The sequence below is a fragment of the Azonexus sp. IMCC34842 genome, assembly GCF_050368855.1.
Taxonomy (GTDB): Bacteria; Pseudomonadota; Gammaproteobacteria; order Burkholderiales; family Rhodocyclaceae; genus Azonexus; species Azonexus denitrificans_A.
This window is the reverse complement of sequence record NZ_CP178449.1, coordinates 142,639-161,474: the sequence shown is the minus strand read 5'-3', so window position 1 is coordinate 161,474 and position 18,836 is coordinate 142,639. Positions and strand designations below refer to the sequence as shown.

Genomic DNA, 18,836 nt, shown 5'->3' with positions numbered 1-18,836 from the left:
AACCGCTTGAAACGCTTTGCGAATTGATGGTTTGGCGCATGTCCTGTGAATACTCTGTTCAATAGGACTGAGCGCCGTTGCGGCTGGTGTTGCTGTGGGTATTGGCCTGTTTCCAAGCCTCAAGTGCACTGCGCTCGTAACGGACGAGCTTTCCGATCTTGACGAACTGAGGGCCTTTGCCCTGCACCCGCCAGACAGGCAGGGTGCGGCGGCTTATGCCAAGTTCGTCCGCTGCTTCATCGTTGTTGAGAAGCTGGCGAACTACGTGCTGGTTTTGCGTGATTGCGTTCATTGCGGTGACTCCATCTACGGCCACCGCCACCAGCAATAGAAAAGGCGGACAGTGGGCCATCAGCACCGCATTACCAGCGCCAGTGACCCCCTGTCCGCCTTAGCAGACTTTTCGTTTGACCCTTGCGGGTCGTGTCCTTTCGGACGGCCTCCCGAGCATTGAGCTACGGGTTCAGCAAGTGGGTAACGAAGCTAAATTTACCGTCATTAACAGCACGGTGCAACTTGGCTTTCGTCTAACTCTCAGTTCCTATTGCAATTTTTGCGTCCACTGACTACCCAATGTCACCAGTCTAATCACTGGATATCATTGGGCTGACCATGAAATATCTGGCAATAATCGGCCACCAAACATTTCATCCCTTAGGGAGCGTCGAGACTGCGTTTCGGAGTCCAAAATTTGGAGTTGTTTACGGCCCTATCCAAGGGCGATTCCTTGCCGGACGGTCGATTCCAGATACATAATTGCCGCATAGATATCAATCCACACGCAGATCCGGCGGGTCTGTTTACTAAAAATGTAGCACCTTGAGAATCGCATAGAAACACGCCAACCATGAAGACATCCGAGCTAATCCAGAAGCTTCAGAAGCTTGAACAAGAAATTCCATTTGACGCAGAGATTGTCACCGGGGACGACTGGCAGCCGTCGGAACTTGTTCGCGTTCAACACGAGCCGCCGTACACGTTCCTCGAATTTGAAGGCATAGGCGAACAGGAACAATTTGAAGAAGCGCGGGAGTTCTCAGATACGCAGCTTCCCCTCGTTGGCGCCTACTTGTCATCACTACTTCATCGCGTCAAGGACAATCCGTCCACAATTGACGACGTGAGTAGTGAGATTCTTAGCTTTGTCGTGTTCTGTCAGGCAAATTCACCATCAGAAGTATTCGAAGTCCTAAAGAGGCTAGGAAGCGATGCGCCGGGCTAACTGGCCATTCAAACACCTTCTCTGCTCCGCAATCTACCCGATGAGCCACTCCCGATCATAGGCGTTTGAGGTCACTCGACCATTAAGGGAAGCGGTGGCTACTTAGCAATTCTATTGAATCGCCTTGGGCTATTCTTCTTCGTCAATTTCATTCCAAGCTGCCAATTGTTCGGACGTAATCCAATAGTATTCGTTGTAGACATATTTACGGTATCGCACCCGAAACGAGGTCAGGGCCGTTTCAAATTGAACCATTGTCAGGACCGCATCGCTCATTTGAGGTAGCGCATCATCATCCAACTCGTCCAAATACTTTCCAGCCGGCTCGTCCTTCAGGATTGTGAGCAAGTCAGTAAGCACACGATTGATGAGTTTTACTTTTCCGGCACTCATTGTTGCTTCAGGTTTCTTTTTTGAAAGCTCGCGAACCTCTTTTAGCAGTCCCTCAAAAATCGGCGCGCTAGACGTATACGTCTCGACGGCTGCATTAGTCGTTATGTATTCGAACCCAGCGTCATCGCTCATCTTGTGTCCCCTCCCACCTTCGTAGGCGCTCTTCCACTAATTTTGCTTGGGACACCATTGATAAGGTATCGCCATTCATAATCATGATGAATCATGTGGTCTGACCTAAAGCGTTCAGTTTGCTCCATGTACTGCGCCAGAATCATAGTTACGTCACTATTTGTAGGAAGATCACCTTCTTCAAACTGCCTGAAGTCGTCAAATGGAATGTAGCGCTCAGTCAATACCTCGTTACCACTTTGCAAAACCTTATTGACGAGCTTCAGCTTAAAGAGGTTGAGTCCGTCATTGGGTGACTTTTTCGCAAGTTGAGATATTTCGGAGTGCAGTACTTGAAGCTGACCAATCAGCTTCTCAAGTCTCTCGATATCTTCATTCGTTTTCATTTGGACCTCACGGACATTTGGCTCTGAACTCATTATATTTCTTAACAATTACATCCAAGGGGTCACGCTGTTTGCTTTCAAACAGCTCCACCATCTGTGCGATATCTGCATCGGTAAGCACAACAATAGCTTTTCGTTGCCCGGACCATAGATCAACGATCCTAGTGGCCTCCGCTCTTTTGAGAGGATTCCGAGTAACAAATAACCCAAACTTCCCCAGCTCATCTGCAAGGTAACGATTAAGTTGGTCGACATGTAGACGCTCGATTGTCGCTACATTTTTCAGTTCTACGGTGATTTGTCGTGAGCCGTAACTCTTATATATATCTTCAAGAAATGGTGTCGACGCAGTGTTGTAGAAAATGAGATCGCGAATGCTTACACCGCTGTCCGTGCGAGCCTGCTCTTGGGCAAAGTCAAGTTTCGGGTAGAGGAGCGAAGGCAGCAATTGCCCAATGGCATCTTCATATTTCCTATCTGCCCCGCCATCTTTTCCAGTCGGCAGTTTCTGGATAAAAGCAAATTTTCGTTTGGCAGAAGTTACAGGTATTTGGGAAAACAACGGGTCGTTGTGACAATCCTCGAAGGTCCGTTCTTTTGTTTTTATATATTCGTCAACAACTCCGAAATGGTCGCGGTTAAAGTTGAGTACTTCAACCCGTGTCAGCTCTTCAGGCTTATGGCTTATTTCATCCTGTGGGCAGTGCTTTTCAAAGTAATCGTCGTAGCTAAGCCACGGCACAAATCTAAGCCATCTTTTAGGAACGAAGATGAGTGGTTTTCCGTCCCTTGGATTTAAAGGCAGTTCGATGCCCTGCAGCGTCTCGAATATGTTCTTCCGATAGTCGTATACATTTTCAACCGTTGACGCTTGTCGAGGAATTCCCAACCTCTGACATTGCTGTATCGTGAAATCGATCAAGAATGATTTTAGAAAGCTACAGCATATGTCGCTGATGCGATCCTTTGAAATCCCTTCGACGAAAAACTGGATCTCCTCAAAGTGTCGAAATCCGGATTGTGCATAGTGTGGGATCCGCTTGAATAGTGCAATTATCTCCCGTGCCTTGTCCTCCCCGATTCTCTTGCCCTGCCGCGTGCTTGACGAGCCCAAACCTACTTCGTCGCATTCTGAAGCAGCGATGAGTGTCACAACAGCTTGATCTTCACGGCCCTTCGCGACCAGGACACCGAGATAATTGAACGCATTGATAAGACTCGTATGCAAACCTTGGTCTACCTGAGACGGTGACCGCCATAACAAAAAAGGATCAACGTATAGGGGAATATCCTCGTCAAAAAACGGGATCGCGAAATCAAGTTCGGCCTGCGGTAATAAAATACCGTGATGGTCTGTAAGACGTGGTCTGATTATCAATTCGCCCCCTCGTGCGCATTGCATCTGAAAGTTTCTATCTTCGCGACATCTGATGCAAATCGCGTAGATGGGTATTCTTACACAGAGGGAAGGCTTTAGCGTAGGCTGAAAATGGATCGAACACCTCAAAGGATGTTGAGAATGCTGACCAAGGAAAATTGCCGACTGTCAGCACAGGCAAAGGCACTGTAAGCGGTGAGCCGCTTTATGACTTGTCAGTTCGGATTGCAGCCATTGGATAGAGAGGTTATGAAAAAAAACGGCAAAAGAAAGCCTAGCAAACTCAGCAGGTTGAAAAAGCATCTTGAGCATTTGCGGACCGAATTCGCATCCGCAGCAACTGACATAACCCGATCCAAGCTAATCGTCCAAATTCGTACCATTGAAGAACAGATCAAAATTGAATCCTTTCATCGCATCACGGGGTTCAACCGAGTGAATGGCTACGAAATTTTGTCTGGTGCTCCCGGTCTTGGTAAACGAAGTTAGTGGGACTTTGCCATTTTTTTCCTTAACAAATCGTTTTAGGGGGACACTGCACCGGCAAGCCGGCTACACGCCCCTGAGCTAGCACGTTGCACGTCCGCTTTCCCAAACAGCCAACTACCGCATTAGATCAATTCGAGCTGGTCAAGTTAATGAGATCGCATACCTATCAAGCCCTGAGCGCCACTACGTTCTGCCCACTGGCTGCCGCCTTGGCAATCTCACCCTGACGAACAACCCAAGAACTGATGGCCTCAAGTGCAGGCAGCAGGGTTTCCGGGGCGGGATTGTTTGCGTAATGCCTCCCATGCACATCGGATGCAAGATGGTTCTCCAACTGGCGGCTGGTGTCGCCGTCGATGCCCACGATCTTGCTAATGTCCTCAAAGGTGCGCCGCATGTCATGGTTGGACAAATGAAGGCCCGCTACCTTGCTGACCTTCTCCCACATCGCTCGCGGGTCTTTCATGTGGCCGCTGTCGCCCCGCACCGCTGGAAAGACATAGTTGCTGCCCTTGATGCGCTCTGCATGGCGACGCGTCAGCAGAGCATGCAGCGCCTTGGTGATCGGAAAAGTCACCGGGTTGTGATTCTTCGTTACTGACCCCGGAAGGTGGAATGTTGGCAGGTCGCCGTCGAGTTTCACCCGATCCCAAGTCAGAGTCGATGACTCGTTAATCCGGCATCCGGTGAGGATGAGGAACATGACAAGATCAGCGGCGATGCTGGTGCTGCGCCGATTACGCTCCGGGTCGGCATGCTGTTCCAAGCATAGCCACACGGCACCGATCTTGTCCTTTGGAATCCGAGTGTCCCGAACCTTCTCAGGGTTCCATTTCGCCATGCCGCCTTGCTTGAACATCTGGGAGACTGGATTGATAGGCAGGATCGGATAGGTTCCCTCGCTGGTTGCGCTTTTCTCCCGCGCCCAGTTCAGAAGTGCTCGCAAATTCCTGAACGATTTATTGCTGGTCGTCGGCGCTGTTTTCGATAGCTCGCGGAACCGTTTAAGACATGCCTCACGGGTAATTCCAGCAACAGGTTTGTCAGCCCAATCCTTGAAGGTGATGGTCACACAAGCGCGAATATCGGCCTTGCTGGTCGGGCGGAGCGGGCCATGCTTGGTGCGCTTGTGTTCAACGTAATCCTCCATCACTTCGCGGAGCGTTTCAGTCTGGGCGACCTTCCGGCGTTTCTCCTCCTGTGGATTGATGCCGTCCATCATCTCAAGCAGCTTTTCCATGGCACGCTTTCGCGCTTCGTCACATGTCAGAACCCCATGTGGCCCCAAGGTAAAGCGCCGCGTATTGCCATTCACTGGTCGCTGGACAATATAGCTCCGCGCTCCGTTGGCTGTTACACGAACCCCGAACCCCTTGGTTTCGCTGTCCCAGTAAAACACCTGATCCTTGTCGGTCGGTACGGGCAAGCTCTCGACCTTGGTTTTCGTGAGCTTCATTGGAGCGACCTTGGCGGTGCTTCCGGTTATCCTTGTCATGTTGGCATTTCCTCTTAGTCGTTGCGATGCTGACCGGAGGTCGGGACTGTTGGCGCAGTCGCCGGCCTCATTCGTTCCAAGGACTTACATCTGTCCATGTAACAGCAGTGTAACGAGTGCAGATAAATTAACGCAATAGCACATAGTACGAAAACGCACTCTAAGTCGTTGATTTATCAATCTCCGTAAAGTTACATAAACGCAGGTAAAGCATGACAAAATGCTCGCCCGGATAACTCATAATCCTTTGGTCCACGGTTCAAGTCCGTGCGGGCCCACCAATATTGAAAAGCCAACCTTCCGGGGTTGGCTTTTCTTTTTGTGCCCAACCCGCATTGGCGTGATGCACGGGAGTCGATTGCCTCCCGCCGCGGGAAGTGTTTTCTCGTCTCGATACACTCCCCCTGCCGGCCGACTAGGAGCATAATTGATAGGCGTCCTGTTCGCGGGTCGTGGGGGGAAAGCCTCTGCAGCACACGGTTACCACCGACTCGCGATTGTTTTATGTTGAAAAATGCGTGATCTACCGTCAGATCTTTTATTTGTCGATCTGACGCACATAATGTCTCGCAAGACATTGCTGGTAGTAGTTTCTTTTTAGCGATAACGAAAAAGGAGATACGCGATGAAACACAGATCCACTGCACTGTTACTTGCTGCAGTCTTTTCGGCCACGATGCTCGGCGCCTGCTCTACGGAGCCGGTATCCGGGGTATCCCAAAGCCAGTCGGCGATAAAGCTCGCCGATCGCAACTGGGATAACTTCAACCGGGCGAAAATCGAAAAGTTTCTCAACACCTACGGCAAGAACAGTCCCTCATACAATCCGGCGAAGCCGCCTTACGCCGTTTTCGACTGGGATAACACGATGGTTTTCCTCGATGTCGAGGAAGCAACCTTCATTTATCAGTTGGAGAATCTCCGCTTTGCCATGACGCCGGAGCAGATGGACAAGGCGTTGCGGATGGAGGTACCGAAAACCAATTTCGCCAAGGATTACAACAACGCGGCCGGCCAGCCGGTCAATATCGATCTGGTTGTTCCTGATGCGGTCGATAGCTACCGCTGGATCTACAACAACTACAAAGGCATGAAGGGCCAACTGTCGCTGGCTGACGTCAAAAAGAATCCGCATTACGCGAATTTCACGACCAAGGTCCGCTACATGTATGAGGCGATTGGCGACACCTTCGATGTTTCGATTGCCTATCCGTGGGTGCTCTATCTGTTCACCGGGATGAACGAGCAGCAGGTTCGCCAGATGGTCAACGAGACGCTCGAATGGCAAAAGACGCAGCCGATCGAGAAGGTTAAATGGACCAGCCCGGCTTCGCTGCCAGGCAAAGCCGGCGTTGTTTCGGTCAGCTGGAAGAACGGTCTGCGCCTGATGCCGGAAATGCAGGACGTGTTCGCCGCCTTCCGTGAAGCGGGTATCGATATCTGGGTCTGCACGGCATCCTTTGTCGATGTGATCAAGGAAATTTCGTCGAACCCGAATTATGGCTACAACAATCCGGCTGATCGGGTAATCGGCATGGAACTCGAGCGGGACGCGAACGGCATCATCCAGACCGAATTCCGGCGTGGTTATGTGCAAACACAACAGAAAGGCAAAACCAAGGCGATCGAACGCTTCCTGGTTTCGAAATATGGTTATGGTCCGAGTTTTGTGGCCGGCGACAGCGAAGGCGACATGAACATGATGCAGGACTTTGCCGACACGAAGCTGGTGCTGATCGTCAATCGTCTGAAGGGCAAGGATATCGCCACGCTGTCAAAACAGGCGGTGGACTCCTACCGCACGCCTGACGCGAAGATTCTGCTGCAGGGGCGCAACGACAACACGGGTGAATTCGTGAAGTCGCAAGCTCACATCAAGTTTGGCGCCACGCAAGGCCAGATCCTCAAGTAACGGGAAACCTGCTGCCTGCGGGCAGCAGGTGGGCAAAAAAACCCGCCGCCTCCGGAAACGGAGCGGCGGGTTTTTTATTACAGAAGATGTTCGATGACCTGCTTGTGCGGACGGGGAATGACGACGCGCTGGACCAGCATGCCCTTGTCGCCGGCCACTTCGCTACCGATCCGAACGCCGGCCTCGACGTCGGCAACATCACCGGTGAAGACGACATAGCTCTTGCCGCCGATGCCGAAAGCCAGATGCATGCGCACCGGCTCGACCTTGGCGGCCTTGACCGCCGCGTCGGCCGCTTCGATGGTCGAGGCGACCGAGAAGGTTTCGATGATGCCGAGCGCCAGGACCTTGCCGATCGAGTTGCCGCCGCCAATCGCCGGCATCACCGAGGGATGGATATTCGGAATCAGGAAATGATCGACGACATTCGGCCCGTCGAGCGCGATGGCGGCCTGTACCGATTGCTTGACCGAGGCGATGTCACCGCCGACCAGCACGATGTATTTGCCCGGGCAGATCGCCTTCGAGACGAGGATCGTTACCTCGGCTGTCTTCGCCATCACGTCGCTCGCCTCGATGCCTTTGGCAATGCTTGAGTACTCCACCAATCCGATTGCATGTAACACGCTTGTCTCCTTATGAACGGCTGATCGTGACGAACTCGTCCGTCACTTGTGTCACACGGCCATCGATGCTGGCATGGATGCGAGCGCCCATGGCCCCTTCGGGTATTTCACCGATCGGCTGCCCGCAACTGACTTGGTCGCCCTGGCTGACCAGCGCCAGGCTCGGCGCGCCGATATGCTGTTTCAGCGGAATCCTGACCTGTGCCGGGGTCGCCGCCGCCTCGACAAACGGCGCCGGCACGTTGTAACTCCCGATCCCCAGGCGCTCGATCAGGCGCAACGAAGGCACCAGGCGGTATTCGGCCATCGGGTCGAGCGGGTGCAACTCGCCTTCGTAATGCAGCCCCTGTTCGCGCATCTGGACTTTCAGGGCAATGTTGATGCGCATCGGCGAGATGTCGACCGGGCACGCCCAGGCTTCGCAGATGGCGCATTCCGAGCAGGTCAAGGCACTCAGCAGTGTCGATGGCGAACCGACATGGTTGTAGTTCAGCGACCGGACGATCAGATGCGGTGGCAGTTCGTGACCGATCAGGTGGCGCGGACACAACTCAGTACACAGGCAGCATTGTTCGCAGGTCGTCTTGGCAATACGCAGCACCACATCCATATTCTTGCGATGCCGAAGAACGACGATATTGTCCTCCGGCAGTACGATCAGCGCGCCGGTCGTCTTGGTCACCGGCGTTTCCATGTCGTGCACCAGATGCCCCATCATCGGTCCGCCTTCGACAACGGCCGTACCGCTGCGGGCCGGCCCGCCCGACATGCTCAAGGCTTCGGCGTAGGAGGTACCGATCGGCACGCTGACCGTCACCGGATTGTGCACCGCGCCGGTCACTGTCAGCGCCCGGTGGGTCACCGGACGCTCGGTCTCGACGGCGTGGGTCACGTTGATCAGCGTCTGGACGTTGCTGACGATCACCCCGACATCCAGTGGTAGCTTGCCGGGCGGCACGCGGCGGCCGGTCGCCATCCAGATGGTGATCACTTCATCGCCGGCCGGGTACACATCCTTCAGGATGTGGATGCGCATTTCCGCCGGCAGCAGCGGTTCGAGCACGGCGATCGCCTTTTTGTATTTGGCTTTCAGCGCGATGATGCCTTCCCTGGCGCCGGTTGCCTGCATGGCATAGCGCACGCCGCGGATCAGTTCCTCGGGATAGTTGGCCATCAACTGCTGGTCGACGCGTAACAGCGGCTCGCATTCCGCGCCGTTGACGATCAGGATCTCCGCCTTGGCCGCCAGCTTGACATGGGTCGGAAAGCCGGCGCCACCGGCACCGACGATGCCGGCCTGGCGTATTTTCTGGAGAATGTCGCTCATCTGCTGCCCTTTCCTCTACGTCGCATCCAGCTCATCGGTTCGTGCTCAGCCAAGGAGGTAACGCGCCCCGGTGCGACCGAGCCGGCCAACCACCGCCCATTGCTCGAGCAGGGCGCGGGTTTCGCTTACCGGCTGCTTGAAGTGACGGGCCACTTCCTGAGCGGTGCGCCCTCGATTGCTCGATCCAATATACGCCAGAAGCGCCCCCGCTTCGCTGTCGTTCGGCCAGCCGGCCGGTGTTGGTATTTCTTCGGATGCGCCTTCTGACACAGGCTGGTCAATGATTTTGCTAACCTGGGCAGCCGCTTTGCTGCGCCGACCATTGAATCCGCGCCGGCTCTGGTCGGCCGCGGCAAGCAGCGGGCCGGACAAATCCCAGGTATCCGGATCGGGACGCCCGATGACCAGTTGCGCCAGCACGGTGCCGAGTCGCGCGGCGGCGGCAACCCCGGCATCGACGGCCGCCCGGCAAGAGCCGAGATCGCCTTCGACGATGACCGTGACGAAGCCCGGTGAGATCGAATGCTGGCGCAGCAGCCGGACATCGGCTGCCTTGACCATCGCATCGCCGGCGGCGATGGCCGGCACCCAGCCATGCACTTCGATCAGCCCGATGGAGTTCCAGTTCATCGCAGCTCAGCTGACCCGGATCGGGTCGGCCGCCACTTCCAGTACGGCCTGCGCAAAGGCATCGCAGGCAGCCTTGCAGGCGGCCTGGCTGCCGGTCATGAAGGCGCCGGAGTAGTTGGTCTCTGACGGTGGCGGGACATACATCACCATCTCGACATCGGCGGCTTTCAGCGCCGCATCGATGCCGTAGGTTGCCTCGAGCGGCGGCGCAATCAGGTACGCCATCGGCAACCCGGCCTTGATCCCGGCAACGCCCGACAGGTAACTCCCGGTGCGCGAAATCAGATGCGAAAGGAAGGCGATCGAGCCATCCTCGTTGGCGCAGCGGAAAGCCGGGCCGGACTCGATGGTGGCGATCGCCGAGTCGAGCCCGGAACGTACTTCGCCGGGCGTCGGGCCTCCGAACATGATCAGCACCTCGCCGGCCGTCGGCGATGAACTGTGGGCGGCACCGGCGTAGAGCGAACGGCCATAGACCACCTCTACCCTGGCCTGCTTGGTCGCTTCATCGGCAGCGATGTAGGTGACATCGTCGGAGTCCGCAGTCAGCAGCCCCAGACAGTTGATGTGGTCGCCAAGCTTGAGTTGTTTCTTGAAATCGGCGTGCAGCGAAGCAATCAGACGCACCGCGCGGACCGAGGGTTTGATGATGTCCATTACAGCCATGACGTTCTCCTTGGGCGGAATCAGGCGCGGTTCAGATTGATGCCGCTGGTTTGCTTCTGCAACATCTGCTTGGCCAGGTCGACAATGACTGCGGCGGCTTCGACCGGTGGCGTGCCGGAGCGATGGATGTTGGAAATACAGGTGCGATCGGACTCCACCGTTTTGGCCAGGGTCGGGCTATACACCATGTAGCAGGACATGCTCTCGGACTGCCCGAGGCCCGGTCGTTCGCCGATCAGCAGGATGACGACCTTGGCGCCGAGCAGTTCGCCGATCTGGTCCTCCAGCTTGACCCGGCCGTAGCGGACGAAGAACGGCGTCCCCACTTCAAGTCCGGCGTTCTGCAGCCCCTTGAGCAGCGGCGGCAGGATTTCGTCGAAGTTGGCGGTAATCGCATCGGTCGACAAACCGTCCGAGACGACGACCTGAACCTGCGGGTTTTTCTTGCACTTGGCGAGCACCGTGTCGATCGCCTCCTTGCTGAGCCGCCGCCCCTTGTCCGGGCGGGTCAGGTATTCGTCCTTGTCGGAGATTTCGGTATGCACTTCGAAAAATCCGGTCTTGGCTACCCATTCGCTGGGGATTTCTTTGAGCACCGTATCCTTCGAGCGGGAATGGTCGGCCAGGAAGCGCAGCAAGGCGGTCGTCCGCGGCCGCGGGCCGCAACGGCCGCCGGCCACCCGGGCGCCGGTACTGCGCCGCAGGTCTTCCAGGACTTCCTTGCGATGCGGGTTCTGCACCCCGATCCAGTTTTTAATTTCGTCACTGCCGAGATCGGGCAACGAACCTTCATCCCGCCGGGCCGCCGCTGCGGCCGGCTGGTTCACGGCGCAAACCGCACTGTTGCCGGCGCCCCCGGCATCCGCCTGGAGCTTGCTCATGACGGCCTGGACGATATCTTCGATCTGTTTCTGGTCCATTCTGCTTACCTCTCAGAAGAATACCGAGGCGTCACCCGCCTTCGGGGTCAGGGTGCCGTTTTCCATCAGGCCCATGCGTTCCAGCCAGGCCTCGAACTCGGGGGCCGGACGCAGGCCGAGCAGTTGGCGGATGGTTGCCGTGTCGTGATAGGCCGTGGTCTGGTAGTTGAGCATGATGTCGTCACCCATCGGCATGCCCATGATGTAGTTGCAACCCGCCGTGGCGAGCAGGATCATCAGGTTTTCGTTGGAGTTCTGGTTGGCTTCGGCGTGGTTGGTATAGCAGCAGTCGACGCCCATCGAAATGCCGGTGAACTTGCCCATGAAGTGGTCCTCAAGGCCGGCCCGCAAGATCTGGCGGTCGTTGTAGAGGTATTCCGGGCCGATGAAACCGACCACGGTATTGACGATGAACGGGTCATAGCGCCTGGCCAATCCGTAGTTGCGGGCCTCCATCGTCAGCTGGTCGGCCCCGTAGTGCGCATTCGCCGACAGCGCCGAGCCCTGGCCGGTTTCGAAGTACATCACATTGGGCCCCGCCACCTTGTTGTGGTTGCGCGCCACCTCATAGGCCTCATCGAGCAGGGCGATGCTGACCCCGAATTCGTTCAGCCCCTTCTCGCTGCCACAGATGCTCTGGAAGATCAGGCCGCTCGGTGCGCCCTGGCGAATGGCTTCCATCTGCGTCGAAACGTGGGCGAGAACGCAGCCCTGAGTCGGGATGGCGAACTTTTCGATCACCTCGTAAATCTGGTTGAGCAGGCGCTTGACGTTCTCGACGTTGTCGGTGACCGGGTTGACGCCGATCACCGCATCGCCGGCACCGTAGGACAAGCCTTCGTAGATCTGGGCCAGGATGCTTTTCACATCGTCGCGGGTGTCGTTCGGCTGCAGCCGGCAACTGAAGCTGCCGGGGCGGCCGATGGTGGTGTTGGCCTTCTTGACCACCGGCATTTTCTTCGCGCCGTAGATCAGATCGGCGTTGGAACAGAGCTTGGCGACTGCCGCGACCATTTCCGAGGTGATGCCCTTGCGCAGGTATTCGACGTTTTCCAGTGTCGTCGTGTCGCTCAGGATGTATTCACGCAGTTCGCTGACCGTCCAGTTGCGAATGGCGGCAAACGACGTCTCATGCACCGCATCCTGGATCACGCGGGTGACCGCATCGTCCTCGTAGGGAATCGCCGGATTGTTGCGCAAATCGGCCAGCGACAATTCACTGAGCACGTGCTTGGCAGCCACGCGCTCTTGCGCGGTCTGTGCGGCAATCCCCGCCAGAATGTCGCCGGAACGCAAGTCGCCAGCCTTGGCCAGCACATCCTTGACGTCCTTGAACTGGTAGGTCTTGCCAAATAGTTGAGTGGTCAGTTTCATCTTGTCGTCTTCCTTTTCATGAAGGAAATGCCAGTGATTTGACAGTCAGCGGCACAATGTCGCCGCCAAAGTAACTTTTCCCGATATCGACATAATCGCCCTCGCGGGTTTCCACCTCGTCGATGACGGCCAGTTCGCGGCCTTGGATATCGGGTTGCAACTCCATGCCGAGCACCTTGCCCATATCCTGGCGAGCGATGACGATGAGCGGATTTTCCGGGTTCGGATGGCGCGAAATAAACTGGCGCAATGCCGCGCTGCAGTCGAGGACGACGCGATAGGAGACGGCCAGTTCGGGGGGAATAGCCAGGGCATAGCGATCGGCGCCAAGATCGATGTCCATGCGCCGGGCCGAGGTTTCCCAGGCCTCGCACAAGCGGCCCGAAGAAAAATCGGCGATGACCAGCGGGGGATGGACGACCGGCACATTGCGGATCGGCAGATTGGCGTAATTGAGCCAGATCGTGCTGCCGGACAGCGACAGTGAATAGGCGCCGGCCCCGATCACCGTGGCGCGCAGGGTCTGTTTCGGCTCGCGTACCGGCATCTTGGCGAAACGGCTGTGGCGATGCAGCGCGGCGGCCAGCAGCGGCCCGAGATCGCCGAAGGAAAACACGGCATCCGGGGCAACCGGATGGTAGTAACACTCGCCGACGCCGCCGGAGAGAAAAATCGCATCGAGCGCATGACCGGGACGCAGGCTGTCGGTCATCAGCAGATCACGGGCCAGCGGCGATGGCTGACCGTCGATAACCTCGACGATCAGGACCGCCATGCACTCGGCAACGGCCTCCAGGCGAGCGCGGTCCAGCGAGGATTGGTCGGCAGAGCCGAACAAGGCATCGATGATTTTCTGTCCGGGCGCATGGACGAAATCGACCCGCCCTGCCGTATCGGTTTCGACCAGATGACCGCCGACATTCAGGCAAGCCGTATCGTCGACGCGGCCGCAGTCGAACACGACATAGTTCGAGGTGCCGCCACCGATATCGATATTGAGCACCCGCGCCGAATTGGCGCTCGAGTATTCGCCGGCCCCCGAGCCGTGTCCGGCAATGATTGATTCAAGGTGCGGCCCGGCCGTGGCGACGACGAAATCGCCCAGCGATTCGGCCAGTTGCATCACCGTCGCCCGCGCGTTGCGGGCTTTCAGGGTTTCGCCGGTGACGATGATGGCACCGCTTTCGACCTGCTGGCGCGTCAGGCCGGCCGCCAGGTACTGCTGATCGACGAAGGCGGCCAGTTCGGGCAGGCGGATATGGCCGTCATGATCGACCGGCGTGAAGATCACCGGACTGACATAGGTGATTTCCCGCCGGGAAAACTCGTAGTGCGGCACCTGCGAGGCCGGCGCCCGATTGATCAGTTCGAGCGCCGAAAAGATCACCTGCGTCGTCGTCGTGCCGACGTCGATGCCTACGCTGTTGATCTGCCGGGAGCTCATCGCGGTCTGCTTTTTCCGTTGCCGTCTCAGGCGTCGCTCTGTATCGCCGTGGCCTTCGGCGCAATCAGCATGGCTACCGCCAGGGCGGTGAAACCGCCGACCAGCTTGCCGACGATGACCGCGAAAATCATGCCGGGCATGTTGGCGGCGGTGAAGCCGAGATGGTCGCCAAAAGTGAAGGCGGCACTGACGCAGAACGCGACGTTGAGTACCTTGCCGCGGTCATCCATCTTGCTCATCATGCCGAACATCGGGATGTTGTTGGCCAGCGTGGCGACCATGCCGGCCGCCGCGTGGTTATTGATCTTGAGGAGCAGGCCGATGCGCATCAGCGGCTTCTCGAACCAGCGCGTCAGCAGGAAAACCATCGGGTAGGCACCGAGCAGGACGCAGGCGATATAGCCAATAACCTCGACGGCGCGCATCACTTCGCCGGGCTTGTCGCCGGCGATCATGAAGATCGGATCCATGCCGGGCAGAATTTCCAGCCCGATCGTCGCCTTGGCGACCGCCAGGGCGAGTCCGGCGGTAATCAGGCTGACCAGGATCTTGGCGAAGATCTGGAAGCCATTGATCATTTTTTCGGGAATCAGCCACAAGCCGACAGCGACCAGCACCGAGAAGAACAATACCGGGATCAGATTCATCAGGATCATTGCCAGATTGAAAACGACCGGTTCGCCATTGACCGTGACCCCGGAGTTCATTGCCACCAGGCCCCCGGCGATGCAGCCGAGCGGAATGGTGACGATGCCGGCGAGCACGCCGAGCGCCAGGAAGCGGCGGTCTTTTTCATCGATGATGCCGATGGCGACCGGGATCGAGAAGACGATGGTCGGCCCCATCATGGCGCCGAGGATCAAGCCGGCATAAAGCCAGGCAGCGTTATCGACGACGCCATTCACCGTCGCCAGCTCCTTGGCCAGGAAGAAGCCGCCCATGTCGTTAGCCAGCAGTGTGGTGGCGAACATCGCCGGACTGGCCCCGACCGCCTTGTAAATCGGGATGACCACCGGGCCGAGCAGTTGGGCGAGAACGGGAGCCAGGGCAATGACACCAACCATGGCCAGGCCAAGGGCGCCCATGGCCATGAAGCCTTCTTCAAACTGGGCGCCGGCCCCGGCGAAGCTCCGACCAACGGCGCCGAGTCCGATCTTGCCGAGGACCGCCTCGGCCCCGCCGAATTGGTTGAGGATGCGGTCCAGCGCGGCGATGGCCATGAAGCCCATCATCACCATCATGATTACCTGGTTGATTGTTTCCATGGCTAGATTCCAAAAATTGGCAGGAGAAGATGTTGTTTCATTGTTTTGCCGGCAGGCGATTCAGAAGTCGTCAATGACCGCCAGTCTCCCGGCAGGCTGCAATCGACAGCGGAGTGAGGAACAATGGCTGGCTGGGCAGATGGACCGTCAACCCGGGAAATTCGCTGGCGAACAGTTCGCGGACGCCGGGCAAGGCACATGAGCCACCGGACAAATAGAGTTCGTCGACCTGATGGCCGGCCAGATGCTGGCGGACGATATCGCACATTTTTTCGAAAACCGGCTGGACGACCGGCCAGACGCCATCCCCGTCATGGCGTTTGAGAATCTCGGCCTCTTCCAGTGGTATCCGCCGGTTGCCGGCCAGGGTCAGCGAGACGTGATGGCCGCCGGTCGGCTCATCACCGGAATAGACGATCTGACCGTCGCGCACGACGGCGATGCCGGTGGTGCCGCCACCGATATCGACGACGGCGGCGCGCTCGATACCGAGCAGGCTGGCAACGGCCGAAGGCTCGTCGATGACCTGGGCGACCCGCAGGCCGGCCGCTTCGATGACATTCACCGAGATGCGCGGATTGGTGCCCGGCGGGAATGAGGTGTTGGCGCTCTCCAGCGACTGGCCGAGACGCGCCTGCAGACGTTCGAGCTGGTTGCGGACGATCGTCACGGCGCCGAAGTAGTCCCAGACAATGCCGTCGCGCACCACATCGGCCCAGTCGAGACAGACGGCGACGGGATTGTCGTCGGCATCGAGAACCATCGAGACGATATCGCTGGTCCCCAGATCGATCCCGAGGTGCAACGGTCCGGCGATGCGAATCGGATTAGTGTCATTGATCAGCGCAGCCGCCTGATCGAGGCGGGGGGCCAGCCATTGTTGGAAATCGCGGCGCGGCATCTCAGACAATCCGGAAGTGGTCGACCAGCACGCAGCGACGCAGGCGAACGAAACTGGTAGCCGAGGTAACGCCTTCACCGGTCGGCGTCGAAATGGTCATCGTCGTCCAGCCCTCCCCGCCAAAACCGAGGCCGGCCAGGCAGGGGCCGTTCTTGACGAATATGCTGGTATTGATTTCGTTGGCCATGCGGTCGAGGTTGTCGAGATTTTTGGAATGCATGGCCGCCGTATGGTGATAGCCGCCTTCCAGCTGCACCGCCAGATCGATCGCCTCGTTGGCATGGCCGGCCCGAATCAGCGGGATCACCGGCATCATCAGTTCGGTCGTCGCAAAGGGGTGATCGGCCGGGGTTTCGACGAACAGCAGGCGGGTGTCGGCCGGCACATCGAGGCCGATCTGGCGAGCGATCAGTGCCGCATCTCGGCCGACCCATTTGCGATTGACGATGCCTTTACCGCAATGGCCGGGCGTCGCCGGTTCCATGCCGGTCAGCAGAACATCCTGCAGTTGCCGGCCCTGGGCGGCCGTCAGTTCGACGGCCTTGTGCTTCGCCATCTCGTGTTTCAGCGCATCGGCCACCTCAGCGACGACGATGATCTCCTTCTCGTCGACGCAGATGATGTTGTTGTCGAAGCTGGCACCCCAGACGATATCGCGCGCGGCCTGGACAATGTTGGCCGTTTCGTCGACGACGACCGGCGGATTGCCGGCGCCGGCGGCGATCAGCCGTTTGTCTGTATGACGTCGGGCCTCATGGACCACCGCCTCGCCGCCGGTGACGACCAGCAGATTGACTCCGGGATAGCGGAACAGCCGCTGGGCGACTTCGATCGTCGGTTCGGCGACCGTGGTCACCACGCCCTCCGGTCCGCCGGCCGCGACGACCGCTTCGTTGATCAGGGCGATGATCCGCTGCGAAGTCCGTTTGGCTGCCGGGTGCGGCGCAAAGACCACGGCGCTGCCGGCCGCGACCATGCTGATGCTGTTATTGATGATGGTGCAGGCCGGATTGGTCGATGGCGTCACCGATGCGATCACGCCCCAGGCGGCGTTTTCCGTCAGCGTCAGGCCGCGATCGCCGGTGATGACCGCCGGATGCAGAGTTTCAGGGCCCGGCGTCTGGCGCGCCTGGGCAATGTTTTTGAGTATCTTGTCGTCGACTCGCCCCATGCCGGTTTCACTGACGGCCAGTTCGGCCAGCTCACGGGCGTACTGTTCACCGACCGCACGAATGGCGGCGACCACCTTGTTGCGGGTGGCGAGCGAGCGTAACGCCCGGTAAGCCTTGTCCGCCGCGGCAACTGCGTCGTCAAGCTCGACAAACACACCGGGCGCCAGCTTCCCGGCACTGCCCGTCGGTTTTTCCCCGGCGAGCAGCCCCGGGTTTTGACCGACCGACTGCAAAACTGCGCGAACGATCCGTTCGACTTCGTTGGCATCCAGATCCACGTTGATCTCCTGCTTTCAGGGGAAACCCCGTCCAACAACCAAACTTTCCGCGTACTTACTTGTGGTACGTGACGCGGTCCCCGAGGACAACCTCATCGACAATCCCGACGACGCTCATGTCGACCGGGACATCGTCGCTCAGCGTTTTGCGGGCGGAGCTCCCCTGCACGACGAGAACCCATTCGCCCGTGCCGGCGCCGATTCCATCCGCTGCGACGTGTGTCGAGCCCTGCGGCTTGCCATCGGCATCGATGAAATCGATCAGCAACAGACGATCCCCTGAAAAGCCCGAACATTTGACGGTTGACACGACTTGTCCGACGACAACTGCGAGTTCCATGCTTGCCTCAACTCAAAAAAGCAACCCTTGAGCTGACGACTGACAGCCCATTGGGAAATGCGATGACTGATGGACGGTCATCCGCATGCAATACCCTCTGCTCCTCTGTCCCGCGCGGGCCGACGAAGGCCGCGGGGTATGACGGGAGTTCCGGTCGGGGTGGGGCAGGATGCCCCGCCCCCGATCAGTCTTCGAGAGTGCCGCGCATCTTGATCGGGAAAATTTCTTCCAGATCGCCATGCGGACGTGGAATCACGTGCACCGAGACCAGTTCGCCAATGCGCTGGGCGGCTGCGGCACCGGCATCGGTTGCCGCCTTACAGGCGGCGACGTCGCCACGCACCATCGCGGTCACCAGACCGCCGCCGATTTGTTGGTAACCGACCAGTTTGACGCGCGCTGCCTTGACCATGGCATCGGATGCCTCAATCAGTGCGACCAAGCCTTTGGTTTCGATCAGTCCGAGAGCTTCCATTTGCTTTGCCT

Annotated in this window: 20 protein-coding genes; 3 read left to right on the top strand and 17 right to left on the bottom strand. The window is 57.9% G+C overall.

Annotated elements, in window-relative coordinates; all coding sequences use genetic code 11:
• Positions 1–58: 58 nt before the first annotated feature.
• The gene (locus ACLIKD_RS00725; protein WP_428826760.1) at positions 59–292 is read right to left on the bottom strand and encodes a helix-turn-helix transcriptional regulator; all 234 of its coding nucleotides are present in this window, start codon (positions 290–292) and stop codon (positions 59–61) included.
• Positions 293–847: 555 nt separating this feature from the next.
• On the opposite strand from ACLIKD_RS00725, the gene ACLIKD_RS00720 reads away from it, so the two are divergent.
• A complete protein-coding gene (locus tag ACLIKD_RS00720; protein ID WP_428826759.1) occupies positions 848–1,222 on the top strand; it encodes a hypothetical protein in 375 nt (124 codons plus the stop codon).
• 129 nt (positions 1,223–1,351) lie between these two features.
• On the opposite strand, the gene ACLIKD_RS00715 is transcribed toward ACLIKD_RS00720, so the two are convergent.
• Genes ACLIKD_RS00715 through ACLIKD_RS00705 form a run of 3 tightly spaced genes read right to left on the bottom strand, consistent with a single transcriptional unit; the run spans position 1,352 to position 3,535 of the window.
• Positions 1,352–1,747 carry a hypothetical protein gene (locus ACLIKD_RS00715; RefSeq protein ID WP_428826758.1) on the bottom strand — a complete coding sequence of 132 codons (396 nt, stop codon included), beginning with the start codon at positions 1,745–1,747 and terminating at the stop codon, positions 1,352–1,354.
• On the bottom strand, positions 1,744–2,133 hold the full coding sequence (locus tag ACLIKD_RS00710) for a hypothetical protein (RefSeq protein WP_428826757.1): 390 nt from the start codon (positions 2,131–2,133) through the stop codon (positions 1,744–1,746). Before ACLIKD_RS00710 ends, ACLIKD_RS00715 begins: the two co-directional genes overlap by 4 nt.
• Positions 2,134–2,140: 7 nt before the next feature.
• Positions 2,141–3,535, bottom strand: a complete 1,395-nt coding sequence (locus tag ACLIKD_RS00705) for a hypothetical protein (RefSeq protein ID WP_428826756.1) — start codon at positions 3,533–3,535, stop codon at positions 2,141–2,143.
• 225 nt (positions 3,536–3,760) lie between these two features.
• Here ACLIKD_RS00705 and ACLIKD_RS00700 point away from each other — a divergent pair, with 225 nt between their 5' ends.
• Positions 3,761–4,000: a hypothetical protein gene (locus tag ACLIKD_RS00700; protein WP_428826755.1), complete on the top strand. Its 240-nt coding sequence runs from the start codon at positions 3,761–3,763 to the stop codon at positions 3,998–4,000.
• A gap of 166 nt (positions 4,001–4,166) precedes the next feature.
• Here ACLIKD_RS00700 and ACLIKD_RS00695 read toward each other — a convergent pair whose 3' ends face one another.
• The gene (locus tag ACLIKD_RS00695) at positions 4,167–5,495 is read right to left on the bottom strand and encodes a tyrosine-type recombinase/integrase (protein WP_428826754.1); all 1,329 of its coding nucleotides are present in this window, start codon (positions 5,493–5,495) and stop codon (positions 4,167–4,169) included.
• Between the two features lie 625 nt (positions 5,496–6,120).
• Here ACLIKD_RS00695 and ACLIKD_RS00690 point away from each other — a divergent pair.
• Entirely contained in the window at positions 6,121–7,407 is a 1,287-nt protein-coding gene (locus ACLIKD_RS00690) for a haloacid dehalogenase-like hydrolase (protein ID WP_428826753.1), read from the top strand.
• Positions 7,408–7,484: 77 nt separating this feature from the next.
• Here the strand turns inward: ACLIKD_RS00690 and ACLIKD_RS00685 are convergent, their stop codons facing one another.
• The 12 genes from ACLIKD_RS00685 to eutM form a co-directional block, all read right to left on the bottom strand.
• Complete coding sequence (locus ACLIKD_RS00685; protein ID WP_428826752.1) at positions 7,485–8,033, bottom strand: BMC domain-containing protein; 549 nt, start codon at positions 8,031–8,033, stop codon at positions 7,485–7,487.
• Positions 8,034–8,043: 10 nt separating this feature from the next.
• Positions 8,044–9,360 (bottom strand): 4Fe-4S dicluster domain-containing protein, encoded by a 1,317-nt coding sequence (locus ACLIKD_RS00680; RefSeq protein ID WP_428826751.1) that lies wholly within the window; start codon positions 9,358–9,360, stop codon positions 8,044–8,046.
• Between the two features lie 45 nt (positions 9,361–9,405).
• A complete protein-coding gene (locus tag ACLIKD_RS00675) occupies positions 9,406–9,990 on the bottom strand; it encodes a BMC domain-containing protein (RefSeq protein ID WP_428826750.1) in 585 nt (194 codons plus the stop codon).
• Between the two features lie 6 nt (positions 9,991–9,996).
• The gene (gene eutL, locus ACLIKD_RS00670; RefSeq protein WP_226472315.1) at positions 9,997–10,656 is read right to left on the bottom strand and encodes an ethanolamine utilization microcompartment protein EutL; all 660 of its coding nucleotides are present in this window, start codon (positions 10,654–10,656) and stop codon (positions 9,997–9,999) included.
• A gap of 20 nt (positions 10,657–10,676) precedes the next feature.
• Positions 10,677–11,576 carry an ethanolamine ammonia-lyase subunit EutC gene (gene eutC / locus ACLIKD_RS00665; RefSeq protein WP_428826749.1) on the bottom strand — a complete coding sequence of 300 codons (900 nt, stop codon included), beginning with the start codon at positions 11,574–11,576 and terminating at the stop codon, positions 10,677–10,679.
• A 12-nt stretch (positions 11,577–11,588) separates the two neighbouring features.
• Positions 11,589–12,950: an ethanolamine ammonia-lyase subunit EutB gene (locus ACLIKD_RS00660; protein WP_226418404.1), complete on the bottom strand. Its 1,362-nt coding sequence runs from the start codon at positions 12,948–12,950 to the stop codon at positions 11,589–11,591.
• A 16-nt stretch (positions 12,951–12,966) separates the two neighbouring features.
• Positions 12,967–14,394, bottom strand: a complete 1,428-nt coding sequence (locus ACLIKD_RS00655) for an ethanolamine ammonia-lyase reactivating factor EutA (RefSeq protein WP_428826748.1) — start codon at positions 14,392–14,394, stop codon at positions 12,967–12,969.
• 26 nt (positions 14,395–14,420) lie between these two features.
• Positions 14,421–15,659, bottom strand: a complete 1,239-nt coding sequence (gene eutH, locus ACLIKD_RS00650) for an ethanolamine utilization protein EutH (RefSeq protein ID WP_428826747.1) — start codon at positions 15,657–15,659, stop codon at positions 14,421–14,423.
• A 70-nt stretch (positions 15,660–15,729) separates the two neighbouring features.
• A complete protein-coding gene (gene eutJ / locus ACLIKD_RS00645) occupies positions 15,730–16,560 on the bottom strand; it encodes an ethanolamine utilization protein EutJ (RefSeq protein ID WP_428826746.1) in 831 nt (276 codons plus the stop codon).
• 1 nt (position 16,561) lies between these two features.
• Entirely contained in the window at positions 16,562–18,010 is a 1,449-nt protein-coding gene (locus ACLIKD_RS00640) for an aldehyde dehydrogenase family protein (protein ID WP_428826745.1), read from the bottom strand.
• 55 nt (positions 18,011–18,065) lie between these two features.
• On the bottom strand, positions 18,066–18,350 hold the full coding sequence (locus tag ACLIKD_RS00635) for a EutN/CcmL family microcompartment protein (RefSeq protein WP_226418399.1): 285 nt from the start codon (positions 18,348–18,350) through the stop codon (positions 18,066–18,068).
• A gap of 184 nt (positions 18,351–18,534) precedes the next feature.
• Positions 18,535–18,825, bottom strand: coding sequence for an ethanolamine utilization microcompartment protein EutM (gene eutM / locus ACLIKD_RS00630; RefSeq protein ID WP_226418398.1), 291 nt, complete (start codon positions 18,823–18,825; stop codon positions 18,535–18,537).
• Positions 18,826–18,836: the final 11 nt, after the last annotated feature.

Coding starts and splice junctions, on each gene's coding strand:
- ACLIKD_RS00705 (WP_428826756.1), bottom strand. CDS start 3,535: ATGCAATGCGCACGAGGGGGCGAATTGATAATCAGACCACGTCTTACA.
- ACLIKD_RS00660 (WP_226418404.1), bottom strand. CDS start 12,950: ATGAAACTGACCACTCAACTATTTGGCAAGACCTACCAGTTCAAGGAC.
- eutL (WP_226472315.1), bottom strand. CDS start 10,656: ATGGCTGTAATGGACATCATCAAACCCTCGGTCCGCGCGGTGCGTCTG.
- ACLIKD_RS00715 (WP_428826758.1), bottom strand. CDS start 1,747: ATGAGCGATGACGCTGGGTTCGAATACATAACGACTAATGCAGCCGTC.
- ACLIKD_RS00680 (WP_428826751.1), bottom strand. CDS start 9,360: ATGAGCGACATTCTCCAGAAAATACGCCAGGCCGGCATCGTCGGTGCC.
- ACLIKD_RS00675 (WP_428826750.1), bottom strand. CDS start 9,990: ATGAACTGGAACTCCATCGGGCTGATCGAAGTGCATGGCTGGGTGCCG.
- eutM (WP_226418398.1), bottom strand. CDS start 18,825: ATGGAAGCTCTCGGACTGATCGAAACCAAAGGCTTGGTCGCACTGATT.
- ACLIKD_RS00700 (WP_428826755.1), top strand. CDS start 3,761: ATGAAAAAAAACGGCAAAAGAAAGCCTAGCAAACTCAGCAGGTTGAAA.
- ACLIKD_RS00720 (WP_428826759.1), top strand. CDS start 848: ATGAAGACATCCGAGCTAATCCAGAAGCTTCAGAAGCTTGAACAAGAA.
- eutJ (WP_428826746.1), bottom strand. CDS start 16,560: ATGCCGCGCCGCGATTTCCAACAATGGCTGGCCCCCCGCCTCGATCAG.
- ACLIKD_RS00690 (WP_428826753.1), top strand. CDS start 6,121: ATGAAACACAGATCCACTGCACTGTTACTTGCTGCAGTCTTTTCGGCC.
- eutH (WP_428826747.1), bottom strand. CDS start 15,659: ATGGAAACAATCAACCAGGTAATCATGATGGTGATGATGGGCTTCATG.
- eutC (WP_428826749.1), bottom strand. CDS start 11,576: ATGGACCAGAAACAGATCGAAGATATCGTCCAGGCCGTCATGAGCAAG.
- ACLIKD_RS00655 (WP_428826748.1), bottom strand. CDS start 14,394: ATGAGCTCCCGGCAGATCAACAGCGTAGGCATCGACGTCGGCACGACG.
- ACLIKD_RS00635 (WP_226418399.1), bottom strand. CDS start 18,350: ATGGAACTCGCAGTTGTCGTCGGACAAGTCGTGTCAACCGTCAAATGT.
- ACLIKD_RS00725 (WP_428826760.1), bottom strand. CDS start 292: ATGAACGCAATCACGCAAAACCAGCACGTAGTTCGCCAGCTTCTCAAC.
- ACLIKD_RS00710 (WP_428826757.1), bottom strand. CDS start 2,133: ATGAAAACGAATGAAGATATCGAGAGACTTGAGAAGCTGATTGGTCAG.
- ACLIKD_RS00695 (WP_428826754.1), bottom strand. CDS start 5,495: ATGACAAGGATAACCGGAAGCACCGCCAAGGTCGCTCCAATGAAGCTC.